At 42.1% G+C, this 24626-nt stretch carries 23 protein-coding genes; 5 read left to right on the top strand and 18 right to left on the bottom strand.

What is annotated here, in order from left to right:
- Positions 1 to 114: 114 nt before the first annotated feature.
- Positions 115 to 993 carry a TetR/AcrR family transcriptional regulator gene (locus tag C6Y07_RS11115; RefSeq protein WP_050944099.1) on the top strand — a complete coding sequence of 293 codons (879 nt, stop codon included), beginning with the start codon at positions 115 to 117 and terminating at the stop codon, positions 991 to 993.
- A gap of 79 nt (positions 994 to 1072) precedes the next feature.
- Here the strand turns inward: C6Y07_RS11115 and fumC are convergent, their stop codons facing one another.
- Both fumC and C6Y07_RS11105 read right to left on the bottom strand, forming a co-directional pair.
- Positions 1073 to 2467 carry a class II fumarate hydratase gene (gene fumC, locus C6Y07_RS11110; protein ID WP_034659931.1) on the bottom strand — a complete coding sequence of 465 codons (1395 nt, stop codon included), beginning with the start codon at positions 2465 to 2467 and terminating at the stop codon, positions 1073 to 1075.
- Positions 2468 to 2556: 89 nt separating this feature from the next.
- Positions 2557 to 2724 (bottom strand): YvzF family protein, encoded by a 168-nt coding sequence (locus tag C6Y07_RS11105; protein WP_003213147.1) that lies wholly within the window; start codon positions 2722 to 2724, stop codon positions 2557 to 2559.
- 113 nt (positions 2725 to 2837) lie between these two features.
- Here C6Y07_RS11105 and C6Y07_RS11100 point away from each other — a divergent pair, with 113 nt between their 5' ends.
- Genes C6Y07_RS11100 through C6Y07_RS11085 form a run of 4 tightly spaced genes read left to right on the top strand, consistent with a single transcriptional unit; the run spans position 2838 to position 6867 of the window.
- A complete protein-coding gene (locus C6Y07_RS11100; RefSeq protein ID WP_060597274.1) occupies positions 2838 to 4262 on the top strand; it encodes a spore germination protein in 1425 nt (474 codons plus the stop codon).
- Positions 4249 to 5343 carry a GerAB/ArcD/ProY family transporter gene (locus tag C6Y07_RS11095; RefSeq protein ID WP_106156679.1) on the top strand — a complete coding sequence of 365 codons (1095 nt, stop codon included), beginning with the start codon at positions 4249 to 4251 and terminating at the stop codon, positions 5341 to 5343. The genes C6Y07_RS11100 and C6Y07_RS11095 overlap by 14 nt, the downstream gene beginning before the upstream one ends.
- Positions 5340 to 6458: a Ger(x)C family spore germination protein gene (locus tag C6Y07_RS11090; RefSeq protein WP_060597276.1), complete on the top strand. Its 1119-nt coding sequence runs from the start codon at positions 5340 to 5342 to the stop codon at positions 6456 to 6458. Before C6Y07_RS11095 ends, C6Y07_RS11090 begins: the two co-directional genes overlap by 4 nt.
- A gap of 40 nt (positions 6459 to 6498) precedes the next feature.
- Positions 6499 to 6867: a hypothetical protein gene (locus tag C6Y07_RS11085; protein WP_034659936.1), complete on the top strand. Its 369-nt coding sequence runs from the start codon at positions 6499 to 6501 to the stop codon at positions 6865 to 6867.
- A gap of 47 nt (positions 6868 to 6914) precedes the next feature.
- Here the strand turns inward: C6Y07_RS11085 and liaR are convergent, their stop codons facing one another.
- From liaR to C6Y07_RS11005, 16 genes are all read right to left on the bottom strand, one after another.
- Positions 6915 to 7550, bottom strand: coding sequence for a two-component system response regulator LiaR (gene liaR / locus C6Y07_RS11080; RefSeq protein WP_034659937.1), 636 nt, complete (start codon positions 7548 to 7550; stop codon positions 6915 to 6917).
- Complete coding sequence (gene liaS / locus C6Y07_RS11075; protein WP_034659938.1) at positions 7547 to 8611, bottom strand: two-component system sensor histidine kinase LiaS; 1065 nt, start codon at positions 8609 to 8611, stop codon at positions 7547 to 7549. The genes liaR and liaS overlap by 4 nt, the downstream gene beginning before the upstream one ends.
- Positions 8608 to 9399 (bottom strand): cell wall-active antibiotics response protein LiaF, encoded by a 792-nt coding sequence (liaF, locus tag C6Y07_RS11070; protein WP_181185435.1) that lies wholly within the window; start codon positions 9397 to 9399, stop codon positions 8608 to 8610. Before liaF ends, liaS begins: the two co-directional genes overlap by 4 nt.
- A 3-nt stretch (positions 9400 to 9402) precedes the next feature.
- Positions 9403 to 10272 carry a LiaG family protein gene (liaG, locus tag C6Y07_RS11065; protein ID WP_060597277.1) on the bottom strand — a complete coding sequence of 290 codons (870 nt, stop codon included), beginning with the start codon at positions 10270 to 10272 and terminating at the stop codon, positions 9403 to 9405.
- 111 nt (positions 10273 to 10383) lie between these two features.
- Positions 10384 to 11046 carry a stress responsive protein LiaH gene (gene liaH / locus C6Y07_RS11060; protein WP_060597278.1) on the bottom strand — a complete coding sequence of 221 codons (663 nt, stop codon included), beginning with the start codon at positions 11044 to 11046 and terminating at the stop codon, positions 10384 to 10386.
- 15 nt (positions 11047 to 11061) lie between these two features.
- Positions 11062 to 11454, bottom strand: coding sequence for a membrane protein (locus tag C6Y07_RS11055; protein WP_034659942.1), 393 nt, complete (start codon positions 11452 to 11454; stop codon positions 11062 to 11064).
- Positions 11455 to 11670: 216 nt separating this feature from the next.
- Positions 11671 to 12243, bottom strand: a complete 573-nt coding sequence (locus C6Y07_RS11050) for a cob(I)yrinic acid a,c-diamide adenosyltransferase (protein WP_060597279.1) — start codon at positions 12241 to 12243, stop codon at positions 11671 to 11673.
- Positions 12244 to 12366: 123 nt separating this feature from the next.
- Complete coding sequence (locus tag C6Y07_RS11045; protein ID WP_106036527.1) at positions 12367 to 13653, bottom strand: heme ABC transporter ATP-binding protein; 1287 nt, start codon at positions 13651 to 13653, stop codon at positions 12367 to 12369.
- Positions 13650 to 14708 (bottom strand): FecCD family ABC transporter permease, encoded by a 1059-nt coding sequence (locus C6Y07_RS11040; RefSeq protein WP_060597281.1) that lies wholly within the window; start codon positions 14706 to 14708, stop codon positions 13650 to 13652. The genes C6Y07_RS11045 and C6Y07_RS11040 overlap by 4 nt, the downstream gene beginning before the upstream one ends.
- Positions 14674 to 15624: an ABC transporter substrate-binding protein gene (locus C6Y07_RS11035; RefSeq protein WP_060597282.1), complete on the bottom strand. Its 951-nt coding sequence runs from the start codon at positions 15622 to 15624 to the stop codon at positions 14674 to 14676. The genes C6Y07_RS11040 and C6Y07_RS11035 overlap by 35 nt, the downstream gene beginning before the upstream one ends.
- A gap of 176 nt (positions 15625 to 15800) precedes the next feature.
- Positions 15801 to 17189 (bottom strand): glycoside hydrolase family 28 protein, encoded by a 1389-nt coding sequence (locus C6Y07_RS11030; RefSeq protein ID WP_060597283.1) that lies wholly within the window; start codon positions 17187 to 17189, stop codon positions 15801 to 15803.
- Positions 17190 to 17209: 20 nt separating this feature from the next.
- Complete coding sequence (locus C6Y07_RS11025; RefSeq protein ID WP_060597284.1) at positions 17210 to 18703, bottom strand: UxaA family hydrolase; 1494 nt, start codon at positions 18701 to 18703, stop codon at positions 17210 to 17212.
- Complete coding sequence (locus tag C6Y07_RS11020; RefSeq protein WP_060597285.1) at positions 18700 to 20157, bottom strand: tagaturonate reductase; 1458 nt, start codon at positions 20155 to 20157, stop codon at positions 18700 to 18702. Before C6Y07_RS11020 ends, C6Y07_RS11025 begins: the two co-directional genes overlap by 4 nt.
- Positions 20158 to 20216: 59 nt before the next feature.
- Positions 20217 to 21227, bottom strand: a complete 1011-nt coding sequence (locus C6Y07_RS11015) for a LacI family DNA-binding transcriptional regulator (protein WP_060597286.1) — start codon at positions 21225 to 21227, stop codon at positions 20217 to 20219.
- 68 nt (positions 21228 to 21295) lie between these two features.
- Positions 21296 to 22732, bottom strand: a complete 1437-nt coding sequence (gene uxaC / locus C6Y07_RS11010) for a glucuronate isomerase (protein WP_060597287.1) — start codon at positions 22730 to 22732, stop codon at positions 21296 to 21298.
- A 137-nt stretch (positions 22733 to 22869) separates the two neighbouring features.
- On the bottom strand, positions 22870 to 24624 hold the full coding sequence (locus tag C6Y07_RS11005; protein ID WP_066030418.1) for a HAMP domain-containing sensor histidine kinase: 1755 nt from the start codon (positions 24622 to 24624) through the stop codon (positions 22870 to 22872).
- Positions 24625 to 24626: the final 2 nt, after the last annotated feature.

The raw sequence follows: 24626 nt of genomic DNA, 5'->3' as shown, positions 1-24626 counted from the left end.
GTTACAATCTGATTAATTTTTGAAAACTTTCGTCGTTTATGACCGATAAGTCACATCTCTTTGCGCACGTTTCCTAAGACATTTGTCTCTCGGTAAGAAAGGATGACATTCATATTGAAAAAGAAAGAGAAAATGATCATTGAGGCTGGCATGAAATTGTTTGCCAGTAAAGGCTACAATACAACGTCTGTTCAGGAAATTGCGGATGAATGCCACATGTCAAAGGGTGCTTTTTATCTTTATTTTAAATCAAAGGAAGCACTGCTCATTTCAATCTTACATTACTATTACGATAAGGTATTTACCCGGATCCACGAGGTTCAAACAGAGGGCGGCACACCAAAGGAAGCCTACCGCAAGCAGCTTACTGTCTACTACGATAATATTTTGCAGCAAAAGGATTTTATTAAAATGCAGCTGAGCGATCGAGCACTGCCAATGAATGAAGAAACGCAGCAGCTCGCAAAACAAATCAGACTTGCCACCATTCAGCTTCACATTGATAACATTAAGCAGGTATATGGAGATGCAGCGATTCCTTATATGGCTGATCTTTGTTTGACAATTGAGGGCATGAGCCACGTTTATTTCGAGCTTGCGATTTTATATGATTTTCAGCTGGAGGCTGAGGAGCTAGCCGCAACGATGATTCACCGTATCGATGATTTGATGGGCGGTATGATGGCGCGACATGATCTTCCGCTCATCTCTGTAGATCAAGCGAGCGATTGGTTTGGTCCTATTTATGAACGGTCATTCGACCCGCTGACAGAATCTCTTTTAAAAGAATTAAGAGAGCAAGCTGAAGCACACTATGAAGTGAAAGACGAGCCTGATTTATTTGAAGCACTCGGCATTCTAGAAAATGAATTAAACAAACAAAAACCTAGACAAGTCATCGTGAAAGGTATGCTGCATCAACTGAAATTGTTCGCACCGCTCCAATCCGTATCTGAGTCACTTTTGCGTATTTTGAAAGAGGATCATTTGTAGAACCCAAGGCAGAACCTGGGTTTCATTTTTGTCCACATCACGTTCAATGAAAAAAACCAAGGGCAGCCGCCCCTGGTTTTTATTTTGCTTTCGGTGTCACCATTTCTTCTGGTTTCACAAACTCTTCAAACTGCTCTTCTGTTAACAGCTCTAATTGAAGTGCTGCTTCTTTTAACGTTAATCCTTCTTTGTGAGCAAGCTTTGCAATTTTCGCTGCATTTTCATATCCGATGTGCGGGTTGAGTGCCGTCACAAGCATCAATGAATTGTTCAAGTTTTTCTCGATTGTTTCTAGGTTTGGTTCAATTCCAACTGCACACTTGTCATGGAATGAGTTCATGCCGTCAGCAAGTAATTCAACTGATTGTAAGAAGTTATAAATGATGACCGGCTTAAATACGTTCAGCTCAAAGTTTCCTTGGCTAGCGGCAAAACCGATTGTTGCATCATTCCCCATGATTTGTGCTGCAATCATTGTTAAAGCTTCACTTTGAGTTGGGTTGACTTTACCTGGCATAATTGAGCTTCCTGGTTCATTTTCAGGAATGATCAATTCACCAATTCCGCAGCGCGGACCACTTGCCAGCCATCTCACATCATTGGCAATTTTCATTAAATCAGCTGCAAGTGCTTTTAGGGCACCGTGTGCATACGTAATTTCATCATGGCTTGTCAGCGCATGGAATTTGTTTGGTGAAGAATTGAATGTTTGACCTGTCAGTTGGCTGATTTCCTCAGCGACATATTGTCCGAACTCAGGATGTGCGTTAATCCCTGTACCAACAGCTGTTCCGCCAATCGCAAGCTCTCTCATTTTTTCAGTTGATTCTAGGATCATTTCTTTTGAACGATCCAGCATGTACACCCAGCCGCTAATCTCTTGACCTACTGTCAGTGGTGTTGCGTCTTGCAAGTGCGTACGACCGATTTTAACAATCTCTTGATACGCTTTTGCTTTCTCATCAAGAGTGGCTCTTAATTGATCAATCGCCGGCAATAATTTTTTATACACAGCTAAAACAGCTGCCACGTGCATAGCAGTTGGGAATGTGTCGTTTGAGCTTTGGCTGCGGTTGACATCATCATTCGGATGAATGCTGAACTCACTATTTTTATCTTTCAAGTAAGCAGTTGCTCTATTTGCAACAACTTCGTTCATATTCATGTTACTTTGTGTTCCACTGCCTGTCTGCCATACAACAAGCGGGAAATGCTCGTCATACTTTCCGCTGATGATGTCATCACATACAGCAGCAATTGCTTCTGCTTTTTCGCTCTCAAGGTTGCCAAGACGTTCGTTGGCAATCGCTGTGCTACGTTTCAAAATTGCAAACGCATTCACAACTTCCTTTGGCATTTTCTCAGAACCGATTTTGAAATTTTCTTTGCTTCGTTGTGTTTGTGCACCCCAGAACTTGTCCTTTGGCACCTTGATTTCGCCCATTGTATCTTTTTCGATTCTAAATTCCGTCATTATGTATCCCTCCATAGCTTCTCATCACTCAACTCTATTCTATACAAAAAACCAAAATCCTTTAAGCGTTTTCAATTAAAATTTTATCTTTATTTTAATTTTAGTTCAATATAAACGCGGACATCTTTCGAATATTTGTATTTTGGGTTCGTTTTTCCGTAATCCTTTGATGTATATGTCACTTCATAATGCTTGTCAAACGACTGTAGAATACGGTCAATCTCCTCTTTTGTTCCTGCTAAACGAATTTGTGCCATCTTGTTTCCTCCAAAACCCTCATTCTTTCTTTTACCACAAAATAATGTAACACAGAATATTGTTTTTTCAAGCAGGTAATGCTAAGAAAAAGTTATTGAGGCGGGTGATCCTTTTGAATCAGACTCCATTGAAAGAGCACTTATACGATAATCTCTCCGTCATTCTCCCGCAATTAAAGGAAATGGACGATTTGGTTCATGAGAAAAAAACGCTGCCTCACGGGCAAGTTGTTTACTATTTATACATAAAAGAAATGAACGAAAAGATGGAGATTCAAACCTTTTTGAAGCTGCTTCTCCAAGATCATACGTCTCTCACAAAAGAGAAGCTGGAATCCAATTTATCGATGATGACTACACGTTCGGTGAAGACCTCTGAACAATTGGTCGATGCGATTTTTGAAGGGCATTGCGTGGTGCTCATTAATGGATTTCAGCATGCGTATATTTTAGAAACGCATGGAACGAAGAAACGCAGTTTAGGGGATGCTACCTCTGAAACAGTCGTGAGAGGACCAAAAATTGGCTTTATTGAAGATTTAAATACGAATTTAGCGCTTGTAAGACAGCGCTTGAAAAATCCTGATCTCAAAACCGTCGATATGAAGATTGGTCTACAGAAATACACTCAGGTGACCATCATGTACATCGACGGTATCGTTCAAGTGCCTGTTTTAAAGGAAGTCAAAAAACGGCTCAAGCAAGTCACCATTGATGATATACAGGACTCTGGTGTTCTTGAGGAGCTCATTGAAGACAATGTGTATTCTCCTTTCCCGCAAATTCAAAACACAGAACGGCCGGATAAAGTGGCATCTGCTTTAAATAATGGCCGGGTCGCCATCTTTGTCGATCATTCACCTTTTGTGTTAATTGTACCTGCATCCCTTGCGACGATTATGCAATCACCCGATGATTATTATGAAAGATGGATCGCCGCCTCTCTTATTCGTTTGCTGAGATTTACCTCGATCTTTCTGACGTTATTTTTATCAGCCATTTATATTGCGCTTGTGTCGTTCCATCAAGGTCTTTTGCCAACCACTTTGGCTATTACAATCTCGAGCACAAGGGAAAATGTCCCGTTTTCACCCATTGTCGAGGCACTCATCATGGAGATAACCATTGAGCTGCTGCGGGAAGCTGGCTTAAGGCTGCCAAACCCGCTCGGTCAAACGATCGGACTTGTTGGCGGGGTTGTCATTGGACAGGCTGCCGTTCAGGCACATATTGTCAGCTCAATCATGGTGATTATCGTTAGTGTCATTGCACTTGCATCCTTTACTGTTCCTCAATATGGGATGGGCATGTCCTTTCGCGTGCTCCGCTTTGTGTCCATGTTTACTGCGGCTACCTTTGGTTTATATGGGATTGTGCTGTTTATGCTTGTACTCCTTACTCATCTCACGCGACAAAAAAGTTTTGGCACGCCTTATTTCTCACCAGATTTTGTGTTCAGCTATAAAAACGAAGACAATTCCATTATTCGATTGCCTTTAAAAAATCAACAGAAAGGAGAACGACATGGTCAATCATAAAGAGTCGATTACCAGCTATCAGGCAAGTGCCATTATTGCCAATACAACACTAGGCGCAAGTATGATGATTCTGCCAAGATCAATGGCTCAGGCTGCGGCTACACCTGACGGCTGGATTGCACTCTTACTCATGAGTGTCATTTACATTGTGTTTATTTTTGCAAATGTCCTCATGATGAAAAAAGTCCCCTTCTCCTCTTATTATGATTATACGAACGAGGGGCTTGGAAAATGGATTGGCGCTCTTGCCAACCTCTTGATTATTATTTATTTTCTTGGCGTCGCCAGCTATGAAGTACGAGCGATGTCGGAAATGGTGAAATTCTTTTTGCTTCAAAACACGCCTGTAGCGGTGACAATGATCAGCTTTATTATAGTTGGTTTTTATCTTGTGATTGGCGGGATTGGTGATTTAGCCAGGCTTTTTCCTTTTATTTTGATTGTGACGCTCATCATCTTATTTGTCGCTTACGGACTTAGCTTGCAAGAATTTAAGTTAGATAACCTCCGGCCCGTTTTAGGAGAGGGGTTCTCCCCTGTCTTCAATTCCTTTAATGCATCAGCCATATCGTTTGTCGGCATTGAAATGATGCTGTTTATGCCTGCTTATATGAACACGCAAAAACACACTTTTGCTTATGGAACAGTCGGCTTTTTGATTCCTGCGATTATTTATATTTTCACTTATATTCTTGTGATAGGTGCGCTGACGGTCAAAGAAACGGCGACTTTGACTTGGCCGACCATTGCCTTATTCCAATCGTTTGATATTCAGGGGATTTTTATTGAACGAATTGAATCATTTTTGCTTATCGTTTGGCTGGTTCAGCTGTATACAAGCTTTGTCGGATATACATTTTTTGCCGCAATCGGGGTATCCAGACTGACCAATTTTCCTAAAAAGGTAGTCGTCGCTCTAATGGGAATTGTCATTTACTTTGCAGCGATTTTCCCAAAGGATGTCGATACAGTGCGAGATTATTTAACCTATGTGAACAACCTCTTTTTCCTGCTGTTCGGCATTCTCCCGTTTCTCTTATTTATAATCGTTTTTTTCAAAAGGAGGCGGAAAACAGCATGAAAAAGAAGGCAGCTTGTGCTCTTTTGATGCTGGTTCTATTAAGTGGTTGCTGGGATAGTACAAATATTGAGGAGCTCAACATGGCGATTGGGTTTGCAGTAGATAAAGGGGACCAAGGACATAAATTAAAGCTGTCTATGCAAGTCCTCGTTCCTCAAAAGATCGATCAGGAAGCAAGCATCAAAGACCCTACGAAAATCATTGAAACAAGCGGGGATTCTATGCATCAAATTTTCCGCACAACGGCGCTGAAAAGCCACCGCATTTTTGCGCAGCAGCTAAGGGTGTATTTATTTTCTGAGGAGCTCATCAATGAGAATAATTTTGACCTCGTCATTAATCAATTCATTCGAGACAATGAAACGCGGAGAGGCAGCCTCGTCTTTATGACCTCTGAGAAACCTGGGGACATGCTGAAAATCAATGACGACGGACAGCCAGCCTCTTCGACCTTATACGATCTTTCAGAAAACAGAAAAACGACCATTTCCATGTTCAAGACGGTCTCATTAGGAGATATTTCTTCTGCCATGCAAAACAATGTATCCTTTGCTCTTCCGAAAGTCAGCGTCGATCAAGGAAAATTAATGATCGACGGTGCCTCTATTATTAAGAATAGACGATTTCTCACCAATATCTCTCCGTCAGCAGTGGAGTCATACAATTTGTTAACTGGGGACGGAGAAGGCGGAGTCATACAATTTGAATATGATCACAGCCTCTACTCTTTTGAGATTTTCAAAATCAAGCACCATATCAAAACCCATAAATCAGCCAGTGGAAAATATCAATTTGATGTGTCAGTGGATCTTGATGGGCGATTGTCTGAGGATTGGAATGAACGCGAAAACGCTTTTAATGAAAAGTATCTCAGAGAAATTGAAGGCGTTGTCAAGCGTCGATTAGAGAAAAACGTAAAGGATTTCATCGGAGAATTACAGCATGAGATTAAAGCAGATATTTGCGGGTTTTATCAAAAGGCGAGTATTGCCTACCCAAAGGACTTTCGAAAAGAAGCAAAACATTGGGATGAGATTTTTAGTGAATCAGATATTCGTTACAAAGCAAATGTGAAAATCCGTGACTTCGGGACTAAGGGCGCAACACAATCCTGATAGAGTATGTTAAAATGGTAAGAAAAAAAGGGTGTCAATCATGAAACGAGCTTTACTTTCGGCCGGCATTCTATTTTTGATTCTAGGAATACTCCTGTTAGTCGTTGTATTCATGCAATCAAAAGAAGATTTCTTCATTGAAGCCGACAGCTTTTCGAGCACATTTTTGATCGTGATTTATTATGGACAAACCCCTGCGCTCCTTCTTATTGGAGGCGGTTTATTCGTCGGACTTTCACAGATCATTGGTTTGCAGGAGAAAAAAGCAGCAGTGGCAAAGGAGAGCGTACAGCTATTATCCGAGATGAAGAAAGCCCTAGAAGACAAATCGGCCGAGGAGCAGGAGGCTTTTCCAGTTCCTGAGCTCCATCAACTATCCGAACGTCCGATCACAGGACAGAAGGACTAATTTTACGCATGTTCTAGCAGCTTTCATTTGAAAGCTGTTTTTTTATTTTATTGAATCAGCTTATGACGATGCGCATACACAGCCGCTTGCGTCCGGTCTTCTACATCGAGTTTGGAAAGAATGTTGGTAATGTGTGTCTTCACTGTTTTAATTGTAATAAATAGTTCCTCAGCAATGACCTTATTCGATTTTCCATCCGCAATCAGCTTCAAGATTTCCATTTCTCTTGCTGTTAATGCATCATGAAGGATCGATCCATTTGAGGAATGACGGAGTTTATTCATGACCTTTCCAGCCACTTTTGATTCAAGTCTTGGTTCGCCGATACTTGCAGACCGAATGGCATCCGCAATTTCTCCTGCCTTGGATGTTTTTAATAAATAGCTTAAAGCACCTGCCTCAATCACTGGATAGACTTTATCATCGTCAATAAAGCTCGTCAGAACGATAATTCGAGCATCTTCAATTTCCTGACAAATTCTTTTCGTTGCTTCAATGCCATCCATTCCTTCCATGACAAGATCCATTAAAATCACATCTGGCTTTAATTCAACCGCAAGCTCTACACCTTTTTGTCCATCTGACGCTTCACCAATGACTTCAATATCAGCCTGCGCCTCTAAAAAGGCAGCAAGCCCCATTCTCACCATTTCGTGATCGTCGATTAAAAGTACTCGAATCATCGAACGTTCTCTCCTTTTCCTTCATCAAAAATGGGGACCTTCACATCGATTTGTGTTCCTTTTCCCTCAAATGACATAATCTCTGCGACACCGCCTACTTCACTTGTTCTTTCGCGAATCGATTCAAGTCCGTAGGAAGCTGTCTTCACATGATCTGTTTGAAAACCGATCCCATTGTCGATAATCTTCAGCTGCACCTGCCGATTTCGAATGAGCAGACGTACCGTCACCTTTGTCGCCTTTGCATGCCTGAACACATTTGATAGGGCTTCCTGTACAATTCGGAAGAGGTGATCCTCTACTCCTTTAGACAGCGGAACATCATCTTCTATTTCCCAATCAATATCAATCGGCTGCTTTGCTTGAAATTCATTTAGGAGTTCAATCAAGCCTTTTTTCAAGTCTTTTCCTTCAAGGGTGATCGGTCTTAGATGAAGCAAAAGCGCACGCATTTCATTTTGTGCATCGCCAGCCATTCGTTCGACTAGGCGCATTTGCTTTAAAATCTTTTCATCCTTTTCCTTCATGCCTTCAAGAATCGCAGAGGTCATCATCGAAATCGCAAACAACTGCTGGCTAACCGCATCATGCAGTTCTCGTGCTAGACGCTGACGTTCTTCTGAAACGACGGATTTCTTCATTTGCACCTGCCATTCAGCCCGTTCATTCGAGAGCTTTTGCAAAGAAGCTACTTGCCCTTCAACTCGTTTCGCCATTTCATTTAATTGATCTGCCGCTAAGCCAATTTCATCGTCGCCAAGAGACGGCAGCCTGTATGCAAAGTTCCCATTTTCAAACTTTAAAATCGACTCTACAAGCTGATCGAGACGCTTCTTATGCTGATAGCCAAATACATGCGAGGCAGAAACCCCAATGACAAGACTAATGATCAGTAAAATACAAAAAAACGGAATGCCGAACCAGCGGGTAGAGAGGAGAATCATCGGATCAAGCTGATAATAAAAAAACATGGGCAGCATCGTCATGATGACAACACCAAGCGAGATCCCTACTCCAAGACGAATAGATTGCCACTGGATACCTAGATGGAGTTTCCTCATAAGTATCTCACATCCACATCTCCAATCAGTAAAGAGATGGAGATTTTCACTTTTCGTTTGCTCTCATCGTAATTGTTGGTCATCACATACACTTTACTGCCGAATCCGCTTCTTTTTTCATCAATAATTTTCATATCACCAATTGCAGCTGAAGCACTCACACATACTTCAATATCCTGCGGTACGTAAATATCCACATCTCCGATGAGCCCGCTAATCACGATCGTGCTCTCTTCTTCTGCGATAATGGCCTTTGATAAGTCGATTTTGACATCCCCGATAAACCCTGAAATCGTCAAATCACTTAATTGAAACGGCTTTTTCATCAGCCTGACCTCACCGATAAAAAAGTCATGCTCTTTGCGCGGCTTTGTCTGGCTCTTTGTTTTCTTTTGGTCGCCCTCTTTTTCAAGATTGACTTTCAGTGAAGGCTTTCCATCGTCCGATGCTTCCTTTTTATCGACATCAAAAACGGGTTTGTTTTTCAATAAACGATAGCCGGCATATATCAAAAAGGCCGCAAATAAATATCCTGTGAGACTAAATGTAATATTGAGCAGAAATTTTAAAAAGAGAAAGCCGGCAAAAATATAGGAAACTGAACCGAGCCAACGTTTGGATCTTGAGTGCAGCCAATAGCCAGCCAGCGCAAAAAACACAGGCCAAAACAAATCGGCTCCGATCCCAATAATTTTGAGAAATAGATTAATACCAAAAATCACGACAATGATGCCTAAAATTTGATTCCTTGAAAAACGCAGTTGACTCGCCTCCTTCCTTTCTTCCATTCATTACCGCAGCTTTAAGTTTCCACTTGTCATTTCAATATCGACTAAGTGTGTTCCTTTTCCCCGCGTGCCTGTAAAGCCTCGTCCTTCACTATCCGCTTGATCAAAGTGATAGGAGTGATCGACACTTCCACTTGTTTTTTTCACCCGGACATTGAAATCTCCTTCATCCGGTAAATTAAATTTGGCACTGCCTGATGTCATATGAAAGGAGACAGGTGACGCAATGGTATCAAAACTTGCCGTTAATCTACCGCTTGTCATGCCTAGTTGCAGCTCCCCTTTGACATCTTTAATATCGGCACGTCCCGAGGTTGCCCCAATATCACTATTTTTCGCATCGATGTGAGACACGGAGAGTCTGCCCGATGTCGCTTTGATTTCTACATTTTTTGCTGAGAAATTCTCGGCTTTGAGGTTTCCGCTTGTTGATTTGAGCGTCACATCTTGAAGAGACAGCTTCCCTTCGCCATCCATCTCGCTGACCCCGCTTCCACCCGTAATCTTCACATTTTTATGATAATCTGTTGGAATTTTGACTAAGAGTTCTCCTTTTTCAAATGAGGAGAAAAACAAGAATCCTTTATTTTCAGCACGGACGTTGAATGTACTGCCTGTTTGGTCCGCATACATTTTCCCTTTCCCATTAACGACAATCACGGAAATATCGGAACGATTTTCAGGCTTTACCTTCACGCGAAACCCAGAAAGAGAGATATCTAATTGATCAATTTCATCTTTTTTCGCTGAAGCTGTTGTGACTGCTTTTTCACGGGAGAAACTCAAATGAAAGAGATCTTCATTTTTGAAAAGCATCCCAATCATTAAAAAGACACCTACAAGTATACAAATTAGACCGATTAACCGCTTCATTCGTACCATCCTTTTATCTTCTGACCTTTTCATTATAAGTAAAAGCGAAACAGAAAGAAATCAAATATCGGAAGAAAAATCCTGCTTTTCTTCCGATCTGACATCGATTCCTTAGTTTGCTTGCTGCTCAGGCTTCTTCTCCAGCTTGAGCTTCTGCCATTCTTTTTCAACCTCATCCGCATAGTCTAGATGAGCATATGCTCCTTGATCGGCAAATTGTGCATAGCTGCCCGCTTTTGTCTCCATTTCTTCGATACGGTTCTCCATTCGAAGAAATTCCTTATATGCACTTTCACTGTCTACTTTGTTCATGGATTCGTTCATATGCTGCTTTGCCTGTGCAGCATTTGCTCTTGCAATCAGAGCCTGCTTCTTGTCTTTAATATCACGCAGCTTCGTTTCTAACTGCTGCAATTGCTCTTTCAGCTCTTTCAATTGTTTCACAGAGTGCTGATAAGCTTCCTGATATTCCTGGTGCTTTTCTTCAAAATACTTCATTTCTGTGAGCGCTTTTCGTGCAAGTTCCTCTTCTCCCGCATGATATGCCAGCTCAGCCTGCTTCTTTCTTTTATCAGCAAATGCTTCTGTCTCTTCTGCTTTGTGCAGGAAGCCTTGTTGAATCGTTTGCTGTTTGATGATCGCATGTTTCGCTTTGGCAATATCGTCCTCCATATCACGAACGTACTGATTCAGCATGACACGCGGATTCTCCAATTTATCTAAGCCTTCATTGACCGTTGCAACAAACATATCTCTTACTCTTCTGAATACCATTTGATATTCCTCCTCTTATTTTTTCTTTAAAAAGTCTTCCCATTCTTGATCAAATGACGTGTGAATAGGTTCTTCCATTTTCGGTGCCGTGTTTGGCTCCATATATGATCTGCTTGATGATTCTTTTGCCTGTTCACCATTGATCATCGTCCAGCCGAAGTAGAGAAGCCCCCCAGCCAATGCGATTCCAAGGATAAATGGCAGAGATTGCACAACAATCAGTACACCAATGACCGCTAGAATGACACCGAAGGTTTGACTGCCTTTCTCATATTTCTTTACACCTACATAGATGAGCCATGCCCCAATCAGAATCGGGATCAGCCCTCCTAGTGAACCACCGAAGAAGATGGATAGACCGACAAACATTAAAATCGAACCGATGATGGTTTTACTTGTTATTTTCATCTTCATGCCTCCTTTCTTGCTCCTTGCTTTTACTTTAGTCAAAAAAGAGAGCTGGCAAAACGTGTCGCAGATTGATCTTTCATTGCGACCAGAGTCGTAACTTCGCTCAGACTAAGCGATAGAACCTAATAAAAAAGCACTCTTCTCATTCGAAGAGTGCTTCAGATTGTTGACAAAGGGCTAAAATGATCTTTATTTTAGCCCTTTGTCTTCTTTTCAGCGTGTAGACCGAAACACGTCTGCGCTTCGTTCATATTCAACATCAGCTTCACCGAGCCGATGATTCACGACTCGTGCGGCTGCAAATAAATAGTCGGATAGACGGTTCACATAGGTGAGTGTAACCGCTGGAATCTCCTCCTGCTTCGCAAGCGTCACAATATGCCTCTCTGCTCTTCTGACGACTGTCCGCGCCACATGTAAGAGAGCTGCTCCTGCCTGGCCGCCCGGTAAAATAAACTTTGTGAGAGGCGTGGCTTCTTCTACATAGATATCCATTCTTTGTTCAAGGACTGCCACTGATGCTTCAGTTAATTTGCCTTCTTTACGTGGTTTGACTGCTGCCAAATCACCGCCGCAGTCAAAGAGCTCGTGCTGTATCACAATCAGCTCTGACAAAATGTCTTGAAACAATTCTCCATGCTGACGTAAATGTGCATGTGCGAGTCCAATGAAGCTATTCGCCTCATCTAACGTGCCGTACGCCTCGACTCTTACATCATCTTTATCGGCTCTCCCGCCGATCAAGCCTGTTTGGCCTTGATCCCCTGTTTTTGTATAAAGTTTCATCGGTGTTCCTCCTTGTCTATTGCTTTGTCCTTTTAGTATAACCTGAAGTGAAAAGGATGTATTTGTTTAACTAAAGCACTGTGATTTTCATCGCATCATAAACAAAAAAGCGAACCCTTTGGTTCACTTTTGAATGGCATTCAATGTATAAAGAAGACGGTGCACTTTCTGTTTTAATCTATCATGTAAATGCTCATCATCTTCTGTTTCCTGCATACCCGCAGCAGCGATACAAAGATGATGAATGGACATGCTCGTCTCCTGTTTAATCATGTGGACAAGCTGCCCCATGAGCTGAACAGACGATCCGTCTGATAAAGATTCTTTCAGTACAAGCCAAATGGTCAGCTCTTCTTGATGACGCATGCCGTAAAGCACCATGTCGTTTTCTGTGTCTTCAGCAGCAAATTGGTTTGGTCTACTCGTTTGGTCGTAAAACAATATTCCTTCACGATCATCCAGCTCGTCACGAAGTATCTCAGTTCCTGTTCCGAGAGATCTTTTCCAAAAGAAGCCGCCCCTTTTCTGATGTGAGGAAAGGACGCGGAGCGGCTGTTTGAGGGAAAACGTCATTCCTTCTGAGCCATACGTTTTCCAGCCATCCGCTAACTTTGCATTTGATGCTATAGAAGCCCCCGCAGGCTCAATGATCAGCTGAGGGTTTGCTCTTCGCGGGTGTTGGAGCGGTGTTACCTCTGTTTCATACACACGGTTGATTCGCTCAGGCGTCAAGACGTGATGCGGCAGTCCTATCATTTCCGTCTTTCCTTCATCAAGCAGCAGCAGCCGGTCACAATATAAACTGGCGATGTTCACATCATGAAACACGCCGATCACCGTTAGCCTAGAGGAAGTGGTCTCTTCTTTAATTAAATCAAGCAAGTCTTTTTGATAGGCCAAATCAAGAAAACTGGTTGGTTCATCCAGCAATAAATATTCAGGCTGCTGGGCTAATGCCTGTGCCAAGTACACACGCTGCTGTTCTCCCCCGCTCAACTCATGAATGGATTGATCCTTAAATTGTGCAACATCCGTTTGTTCCATTACTTTGTTTACGACCTGCATATCTTCTCGAGTAACAGATTGCAGCCATCCTTTTTGATATGGGTAACGACCGAATTGAACCGTTTCTTCCACTGTAAATGAGAAGGCTTGGTCCGTTTTCTGCGGTAGAACAGCCATTTTTTGCGCAAACGCCTTTGGACGGTAGGATTGAACCAATTGACCGCTCAGGCGTACCTCGCCACTCTCAGGTGCCAGCATCCCAGAAATCATTTTAAGCAAGGTCGACTTCCCGCTTCCATTTGGGCCAAGTATACCGAGAAATTCTCCTTGCTTTACCTCAAGACTGATGCCACGTATGACCTCTTTCTCTCCATATCCACCTCTGATTTCCTTCACTTGAATCATAGATGTGTCCCTCCTCTATATTTACGGATGAGGATGATGCCGAATACAGGGGCACCAATTAACGCAGTAATGATGCCAATCGGTAATTCAGTCGGTTCAATGATCGTACGGGATAACACATCTGCTAAGACGAGAAAGGAAGCGCCGTTCAGCATAGACAAAGGCAGGAGGTGCCGGTGGTCTGTGATGGCTAAGAGGCGAATAAAATGCGGAATCACAAGTCCCACAAATCCGATCGTCCCTGACACCGCTACCGCACTACCAGTCAGAATTGAGCCAGCAAGCAGCACTATATATTTGCTCCTTTTCACATGTACACCTAATAGCTGTGCCTTCTCCTCGCCATACGTCATGACATTCAAATCTCGTCCCATCAGCATTAATGCAAAGGTCCCCACAAGAAAGAAAGGAAGGAAAAGCGCAATATAGCGCCAGCCCCTCATGGACACACTGCCGAGAAGCCAATGAATAATCTCTTTTAGATCATCACCTGTTAAAGCAATCATCAATGATATAAGCGCACTCAAAAAAGAGCTAAAAATCACCCCTGTTAAAATTAAAGAAGAGATGCTCATCCCCCGATGAACAAGACGCGCAAAAAAGAGGACGAGACATAGGGTCACAAGCGCTGTTGTCATACTGAAAAAAGGCAGTGTGAAACTGCCGAGCAAAGGGAGCTGCAAGCTGAAAAATAGTGTCGCGACGGCTCCAACTGATGCCCCTTGAGATACACCTAGCGTATATGGGTCAGCGAGAGGATTTTTTAATAAACCTTGAAAGGCTGCACCTGATAACGCCAGCGCTGCTCCGACTAGTGCCGCTAATATCACTCTCGGCAGCCGGATATTCATCATAATATTGCGATCAATTGAATCTATTGTGCCAATCTGCACCCCGAATAGTTCATGAACAAATATACGGAGAATAGAAGGAATGGGAATCCCTAAGCTTCCAAAGGAGATTCCCATTCCAATGCTCACCACAAGAAGTAAAACACTTAGTGTGTATGCGATGATGAATTTATTTGAACGTGTCAGGATAGATGCTTTTCGCAAGAGCCTCGACTCCTTCAACCAATCGCGGTCCCGGTCTTGATGCGAGATCCGTATTCAATTGAAAGACTTGTTTTTCCTTCACTGCTTTGATCGCATTCCAGCCGTCTCTCTTTTTCAGATCAGCTAAGCTGGAACCATCAATTGTGACGATCACATCAGGATTTCGTTTGATAATCGCTTCTTCTGTCATTTGCACCCAGCCAGTTTGATCGCCAGCAGCATTTTTCGCATGGATAACAGAAAGCATTTCGTCCATAAATGTATTTGTACCTGTTGTATAGATTTCAGGCGCACCTGATACTTCGACAAAGACTGTTTTTTGTTCGTCTTTGGAGATCGCCTCTGCTTGTTTCTTGATGTCATTCAATTTTGTTTTCATCTCATCTACAAGCTTTGTTGATGCTTCTTTTACACCTGTTGCTTCACCGATCAAATTGATCGATTTGTACACATCCTTAAAGGAGGTGGCATCATTTACAGTCAGTACTTGAATTCCTGCATCTTCAAGCTGTTTAAATCCATCTTTTGATCCCATCTGCGATGCATGAGCTAATACTAGATCAGGCTTTAAGGAAATGACCTTCTCGACATTGAATTCAAGTCCGCCAATCTTCTCTACCTTTTCAACTTCCTTTGGATAATTGTCAAAATCTGATCGTCCAACCATTTTATCGCCAAGACCAAGCGCATAGGCAACCTCTGTATTACTTGGAATTAATGAAACAATACGCTTAGGCTGCTCTTTGATTTCGACTGTTTTACCAGCTGCATCTTTAATCGAGACAGGAAATGCCGCAGCCGCTGTTTCGTTATTTTGTGAACTCTTTGCTTTATGGTCTGTCTCAGCACCTGCACATCCTGCTAAAACACCCATCACAAGCAATAGCGATAGCCAAATGGCCGTTAACTTTTTCATGAATGAACCCCCTGGTTTATGTACTGCTTGACGTCATCTCTTCCGTCAATTCTTTTCTAATTTCGGGAATATTATACTACAGTGCAGATAGGTTGTATATGTGATTTCTAAAAGCGTCTTTTTCGTTCTTACTAAAAGAAAAACAGCCTCCGAAAAGACTGTTTTTCACTCATCTATCAATTGATTTGTTCCCCATTGATGACGACTTTCTGAAAAGAAGGAGATACTGCATGCTCCAAAGAAAGTGGATACGTCACATGATCTATGACACAATTTTTCATGTTGAAGTGTGTAACGGGGGAATGTGAGTAGGCGGCTATTTTCACACCATATCGTCCGCCGCTGCTTTTCAGTCCTTCTACTTCAATATGACGCACAACAGGACGATGTGGACCCGCATCCCCTTCCTCATACATCATGTCGATACAGACCACTTCATGCTTTAAGCTTTTGACTGTGTTGTTTTTAAAGTAAATATGTTCAATGGTACCGCCTCTGACAGAGTTGGTTTTAATACGCAGTGCCCGGTCAAGGTTCGGACTATCCATTACATTATTCTCTGCATATACATACCTGACCCCGCCAGAGATTTCACTCCCGATCGTCACTCCGCCGTGTCCATCACGCATCTCATTTCTACGAATGACAATGTTTTCAGATGAAACCCCTATTCTCCGCCCGTCCTCGTTTCTGCCAGATTTGATGGCAATACAATCGTCTCCATTATCAAAATAACAATCTTCAATGAGCACATTCCGGCAAGACTCCGGATTAACACCATCTGTATTTGGTCCATGCCCGATGATATGGACTCCACGGACGATGACATTTTCACTTAGCACAGGATGAATTTGCCACATCGGTGAATCCTTCACTGTCACTCCTTCAATGAGAACTTGCTGGCATTGGTAGGGCTGGATAAAGCTTGACCTTAAATAATGGCCTTCTCCAAACACTCTTTCTTCTACTGGTATCCTCTTTTCAGCCATTTCAAATAGAAGCTGCCGATCCCGGTCCTGAGACGGCTGGCCATTCGTGCCATACTTCCAAGGCCACCAATGATGTTCATCCCCTCTGCCATCAAGCGTTCCAGCTCCTGTGATGGCGATATTTTCTGCATGGTGTGCATAAATGAGAGGTGAATAATTATAAAGCTCAATCCCTTCATATCTTGTCAGTACAATCGGCAGATAATCCTTTGGATCTTGGCTGAATGCCACATAGGCTTTCTCATGCAAATGCAGCTCTACATGACTCTTCAATTCTAGAGCACCTGTCACAAACGTCCCTTCTGGAATAAGCACACGTCCCCCTTTCAAACGGTGCGCATCATCAATCGCAGACTGGATAGCATCTGTTGAAAGCTCTATCCCTTTCCCATCTGCACCATAATGAACCACATTAAATTCACGATCAGGGAACAGCGGCGCTTTTATCTGCTTTAACACTTGATCGATTCCGTTTGCTTTTTTGTCTTTCTTCTCTTGCCTTGCTAAACGCGTGAGTCCGATTCCTGTGAGTATCGTTCCTGCTGTGATATACATCAAATCCCGCATTTTAAACACGTTCTCATCCCCCAGTCGCCTTAAAGTGTGACACCTGTTTTGAAAATAGCCAGCTCTCTAAAATTGTTTTTTTCATGATTTAATAGCTTTCCGCTCGCCACATCAATGACAGTTGAAATGAATTTTTCTAATACAACATCTTCTGGTACATCTTCAAGCAGTTCTCCCGCATTAAAGTCAATCCAGTGCTTTTTTGTTTCATATAAGGCTGTATTCGTCGAGACTTTCATTGTAGGGACAAACGTACCAAATGGTGTCCCTCTGCCTGTTGTAAAAAGGACCAACTGACAGCCGGAAGCAGCAAGTGCGGATGAAGCAACCAAATCATTACCTGGCGCACTTAATAAATTCAGGCCCTTTCGCTTCAGCAATTCCCCGTATCTCAATACATCTTGAATGTCAGAAGTCCCTGCTTTTTGTGTACAGCCGAGAGATTTATCCTCTAATGTCGAAATTCCACCAGCTTTATTTCCCGGGGAAGGATTTTCATATACTGGCTGTCGATGATCCATGAAGTATTGTTTAAAGTCATTGATCATTTGCACAATATTGTCGAAAGTCGCTTCTGATTCCGCTCTCTCCATTAAAATCGTTTCAGCTCCAAACATTTCGGGCACTTCTGTTAACACTGTCGTGCCGCCTTGAGCAACAATAAAATCGGACAGCCTTCCTAAAAGCGGATTTGCGGTAATGCCGGAGAATCCATCTGATCCTCCGCACTTCAAGCCGATTTTCAGCTCAGATAACGGGATCTCTTCACGGTGATCTTCTTTCGCCGCATCATAAATTTCCTTGAGTAAAGCGACTCCCGTCTCAATCTCATCTCCTACTTCTTGGCTTCTTAAAAATTTCACTCTCTCATGGTCATATTCACCTAATGTGGACTGAAAATCTTCAATATCATTATTTTCACAACCAAGTCCAAGGACGAGCACCCCTCCAGCGTTAGGATGCTTCACGGCATTTTGTAAAATGGTTTTTGTATTTTCATGATCGTCCCCAAGCTGGGAGCATCCATAATTGTGCTTTAATACGAGAGCTGTTTCAAACGGATGGATGTTTCCGCCCATTTCAGCGGTGAATATTTGGATGATATGATCGGCAATGCCATTCACGCATCCAACGGTTGGGACAATCCAAAGCTCATTGCGAATCCCGCTTTCCCCATTTTTTCGTTTATATCCTTTAAATGTAAGATTCGTTTTTTCATAGGGGTTGTCTGTGAATGAAGGCTCGTATTCGTAATCGAGCTTTCCTGATAGATTGGTTTTGATATTATGCGTATGCACCCATTCTCCAGCAGAAATGGCAGTCGTTGCATGCCCAATGGGGTAGCCATATTTCATGATATTCTCTCTTTGCTTGATATCAGCCAAAGCAAACTTATGACCTTTGGGAACGTTCTCTTTTAAGACAACAGAGTGTCCTTGATGGTGCAGCTCATCCCCTTGCTCAAGCACTTTTAAAGCAATACCGACATTATCTGAAGGGTGAATCACAATAAAATCTTTCATGCCTTCTCCCCCTGACTTTCATATTGATGATGCAGCATTCGTTGAACAGCCGCTCTCATCCCTTGCTCCTGTATGAAGGTAAGCTGATCAGCTACAGCGTGACTCAAATCATCTACATCCGTTAAATTTTTCCCCCATAATGGCTCGCATGATAGAATCCTGGCTGCGATCGCTTCATTGGATTGGTTCTCCCCTTCCCAGGCTTCCTTCATAAATGCCATTACAGTCTCATCATCCTTTATCCTTTCTGCATATGCTCTGTAAAAATAAATGAGACTGCTGAGTGAAAACACGAGTTTCATTGGCAGCTGTTTCTTTTGCTCAACATAATCAAGCAATGACGGAAGAACTCGGGTTCGGAACTTGGATATACCATTGAGCGCAATATCGAGCAATTGATGCTTCACAAATGGATTGCAAAAACGATCCCAAACCGATTGTGTATAAAGAAGAAGCTCATCTTGAGAGAGCTCAAGCCCTGGCAGTACTTCCTCCTCCAGCATACGCCGGATGAACGGACCAACATGCTTGTCATCCACAGCTTCTTTTACAGTGTCTATACCACATGAGTAAGCGATTGGCACCATTGCTGTATGTGCACCATTTAAAATTCGTACCTTGCTCATGCGATAAGGCGCAATATCTTCTACAAAAAGGACATTTAATCCTGCTTTTTGAAAGGGAAGCTCTTTTTGTACGAAGGCAGGTGCTTCAATAACAAAGAGGTGATAATATTCTGCCGTGACAAGCAACTCGTCGATATACCCATCTTCCTTTTGGACAATTTCAGCTGCTTCCTTAGAAAACCCAGGAACAATCCGATCCACAAGCGTATTACAAAACGTGTTGGCTTCTTTGATCCATGTGATAAACGCAGGCGGCAGGTCCCACTCAGCTGCCATGTCTATCACATATTCCTTCAAACGGTCACCGTTATGTTCGACCAGTTCACATGGAAGGATGATCAGCCCTTTTTGTTCATCTCCAGTAAATGCTTTAAACCGGTGATATAAGAACGCTGTCAGCTTTCCTGGAAAACTGGCTTGCGGTCGATCCTCCAAGCGATCCTCCTTTCTGAACATAAGTCCTGCCTCTGTCGTGTTTGAGAAGACAAAGCGGAGATCGGGGTTTTCAGCTACGTATAAAAAACCATCGTAATCCGTATACGTACTGATTCCTCTGCTGATCGATTGAATGATCATGCGCTCATTCATTTCTTGCTGGTCATGATAGCCCTGTATACATAAAGTATATAAGCCATCTTGTTCATTTAAAGCCGCAACGGATCCTTTTCGCGGAGGAACAACAACAGCTCTTCCTTTAAAATCTGTGCAGTCGTTCAGCTTCTGGATGTGCCAATTAATAAATCCTCGCATAAAATTCCCTTCACCGATCTGTAAAATCGTTTCCGGATACTCAGGCGCCGGGTACATGGCTTTTGATAAACGTTTCAAATGGATTCCCCTCTCTTCGTGATATGCACACGTGAACATTTATCTTTAAAAGGTGCTGATTACTGCACCTTTTTGACTGAATCTCTGATCATCAGCTCTGTGTGGACATAGATTTTTCCCATTTGATCTTCTTCCTGCTCTTCACCGTTTATGACTGATAGGATGGCTTCTGCTCCAAGTGCACACATTTTTTCGATAGGCTTTTTTACCGTTGTCAGTGCAGGCGTGGTGTAGGATGAGAATGCTATGTCATCAAAACCGATAATAGAGATATCACCTGGACATGTCTTGCCTTTTGCATATAAAGCATTCATCGCACCAATGGCCATGTCATCGTTAGAGCAAAAAAGCGCTGTTGGCGGATGATCAAGGGTCAGGAGGGATTCCATTGATTCATAGCCGCTTTTCATGTGGTAGTCACCTGTGATCATATATTCTTTCTTCATAGGAATATGGTGATCAATTAACGCTTGAAGAAAGCCGGCTTTTCTCTCCTGAGTCGATTTAAAGCCTTCTTTTCCTTCAATGATGGCGATTTGATGATGGCCTTGCTGAATGAAATAGTGCGCTGCCTGATATGCTCCTTGACTATCATCTGCTAATATATTCATCACTTCATTACTTTCTACACGGCGATTCAGCACAATGATTGGAATGCCCTGTTTCTTGACATGATGGATAAACGCTTCATCGTGCTCGCTTTGACTCATAAGCAAAATGCCATCGTAGCGCTGTTTATGAATGGTTGTGTAATCGTGAAAGTCGTCAATTCCCCTTACAAACAGATTATAATGCTCAGTCATCACGCTATTGACGCCCTTTAACGCATCTACAAAGAAGCTTGAAGATGTGCCTTCTGTTAAACTCGTAAAAAACAGACCGATTGTAAACGATTTTTGTGATACAAGGCCTCTGGCATGGACATTCGGTGAATAATTCAGCTGTTTTGCAATCGACAAAATCTTTTGTTTTGTCTTCTCTTTAATAAAAGGACTGTTATTCAAAGCCCTTGATACCGTAGTATGAGAGACGTTTGCCAATTTTGCTATGTCTTTAATTGTGACTGTCATGCTATTCCGCCTTTTATGATTTTTTTCCATCTTATCATAAAACCGCTTTCATTTTCTCACCTTTTTCTTCATGTGATTTTACTTTGGTGATGGAGCTGCTTTGCCCGGTCAAATTGAAAATATTGCTTGGCATTTTCATAGCTGATTCCTTTCACGATCCCCCCTAACAGCTCAAGGTCATAGGGGACTTCTCCTTTTTCTACCCAATCTCCGATGATATCACAAAGCAGTCTTCGGAAATATTCATGCCTTGTATACGACAAAAAGCTTCGTGAATCAGTCAGCATCCCGATGAAACGGCTGATCAGTCCAATACTGGAAAGAGCCATCATCTGCTCTGTCATTCCTTGCTTCGTATCATTAAACCACCAGGCTGTGCCGTGCTGCATCTTCCCCGGTGTCTTCCCGTCTTGAAAGCTTCCAGCCAATGTTGATATCACCACATTGTCCCTAGGATTCAAGGAATAGAGAATGGTGTTTGGCAATGCATCTTCTTGTTCTAAACGATCTAATATTCGGCAAAGCGGCTTTGCAATGTCCTCATCATTCATCGCATCATACCCCGTATCTGGTCCGAGCCGCTCAAACATTTTCGTATTGTTGTTTCTAAGCGCATTGATATGAAGCTGCATCGCCCAGCCACGCTCACAGTATGCCTGACCTAGCATAATGAATGTCTCTGTTTTAAACTTGATCTTCTCTTCTTCCGTCAATGGATGACCAGACATTCTTTTATGAAAGATGGTCTCCACTTCTTCTTCTGACGTTTCTTCATATGTCATTTCATTTATAGCATGATCTGAGATCAAACAGCCGTGTTCATGGAAGAAATCAATTCTTGCACGGAGTGCTTTTAAGAAGTCTTGGTAGGATTGTATTGGAGTAGCTGAAACCTCTGCCAGCTCGTGAACATATTTTGCAAACAGATCATTCGCTATATCGAGTGCTTTATCAGGTCGAAACCCTGGGAGCACTTGTACAGAGAATTCCTCTTCCCGCAGTTTTTGATGATAGTGAAGCGAATCGACCGGATCATCTGTTGTCACAACGGTTTCAACGTTTGATTTCACAATGAAGTCCCTCGCACCAAATCCCTCTCCTTGCAGCTTTTCATTGACTTTCTTCCAAATAATGTCTGCGTTTTTTTCGTTTAATAGGTCTTCGACTTCAAAATATCGTCTTAGCTCTAGATGAGTCCAGTGATAGAGTGGATTTCCAATGGTCATGGGTACGGTCTTCGCCCACGCCAAAAATTTCTCATGATCTGATGCATCCCCCGTAATGTGCGTTTCAGGGATGCCATTTGTTCTCATGGCACGCCATTTGTAATGATCTCCATAAAGCCATGCTTCGGTGATATTTTGGAAGGTTTTATTTTCATAGATGTCTTTAGGACTTAAATGACAATGGTAATCTATAATTGGAAGGTCCTTTGCAAACTCATGGTATAGCTTTTCCGCCGTTGGACTGTTTAGTAAAAACTGCTCATCTAAAAAGGCTCTCATCAAATTCCCCCATCCCTCTTATCGTATGAAAAATAATTTGTTCACGTTAACAATTTAATTGTAATCGTTTACAAAGTTGATTTCAATCCTAAAACAGGAAAAAACGATCTCCTTAAGAAAGGAAAATCGTTTTTTGCCTATTTTACAGAAGGTGATTTTTTTAGGATAATCGCAATAGTTGTTCCAGCACCTAGTTCGCTTTCCACTTGAATATCACCGTCATGCAGCAAGACAAGCTCTTTTGCTATTGCCAGCCCAAGTCCTGTTCCATTCGTTGGGTCATTTGTATTTGTCCCTCTGTAGTAGCGGTTAAATAAGTGATCTACCGTTTCTTGTGCCATTCCGCATCCGTTGTCTTTCATTTCGATCCGAACTTCTTCATTTGTTTCAGATAAAACAGCTGTAATATGAGTGCCTTTTTGGTTATGCTTGACTGCATTCGCCAGCAGGTTCTCAATCACTCGTCTGAACCAGGCTTTGTCGATCTCAAACATGACACCGTTTGTTTGATCTTCAAAAGAGGATGAAAAATCCTCAGAAAAGGAGCTTCTTGAAAACTCGTCCATAATAGAGGCTAAAAATTCACCCAGCTCGACCGGCTTTCGATTAATAGGCAAGGCCCCATTTTTCAATCGGTACGTGAGGTTTAAATCCTCAATCAAGGTCGACATGTATTCTGATTTCTCACGAATCACCTGTCCCATTTCCATGACTTCTTCCTTGGACCATTGATATTGATCAGATTCAAGCATGAGCCCATAGCCGTAAATCGTACTAAGAGGTGTTTTCAAATCATGAGACAATCCTGCAATCCATTCTTCCCTTGTGGTTTGAATTTTTCTTCGGTTTGCTTCATTCTCTTTTAATGTAAGCGTGAGCTGATCCATTGTTTTTAGGATATCCTCAAATAATCGGTATTCCCGCTTAATACGACCTTTTTTATTTTTACTGATTGGAATTCCTTTTCTATTTGTTGGTTCCTGCAATTTATTTCTAGATAAGAAAATCAGCCAGCGGATAATGTGATAGATCGGCAGACCATAGCGATACGAGTACCATAATGTCATGACGATAATAATAGTGAGTGCAAGACCTGCAATCAAGATGGTTCTATATTGATTTAAAGCATCTGTCTCTTTATCATACAATTCGTCTGGGCTATATACTTTGTTTGGTACCGAAACGATCAAATATAGACTTTTATTCACTCTGATATAAGATAGGTCACTTCTAAACTCCCAAGGCTTCGATTGGTACTTAAGCAATTCAACATCTGTTACGTTATGTTTCAAATCGTTTTTGGCTCGAATGCCTTTTAAGTATTTTCCTTCTTCATTAAACAGGTGTACCGATCCATTCATTCTTTTCAAGAATTCTATCGTTTCAAGCGAATATTGAGAAAGTGCAGCCAGATTTTTCTCATGCTGCTTAAGATAATTGGCTACCTTTGTGCTGTTCGTTTTGAACCCATATAACACGATAAAGCTTTCTTGATCAATCTCAATTGGCCAGAAGTACATCTTGTAATCTTTAAATTGTCTTTTTTCAAAGATCTTGATCATTTCATCCTTTTGATAGGATGTTGGAATATTTTTAGGAAGGTGATAGCTATATACGTTATGTTTTTTTGAATCAATCACTTGCAGCCAGCCGTCACGTTTTTTCACTGCTTGCTTGAGTTGATCTTCGGCTTCCATTTTGCCATCCTCGTTAAAATAGAGCCAGCTCATGAGTGTGTCCCCATCAGCCTTTGTTAAACCAGTTTCGGTCATATTCTCATAGTATTTTTTATAATATAGATTCTCAGTAAACGTATTCCCGATCAGCAGAATCGCAATGACGATAAACATCTGTCCGACAAAGTGAAAGAAAAGTTTTGTTCGTAAATTCATGA

This window comes from Bacillus sp. LNXM12-1 (genome assembly GCF_003004375.1).
Taxonomy (GTDB): Bacteria; Bacillota; Bacilli; order Bacillales; family Bacillaceae; genus Bacillus.
The sequence above is the reverse complement of the archived record's forward strand: the minus strand, read 5'-3'. Positions and strand labels throughout refer to the sequence as shown.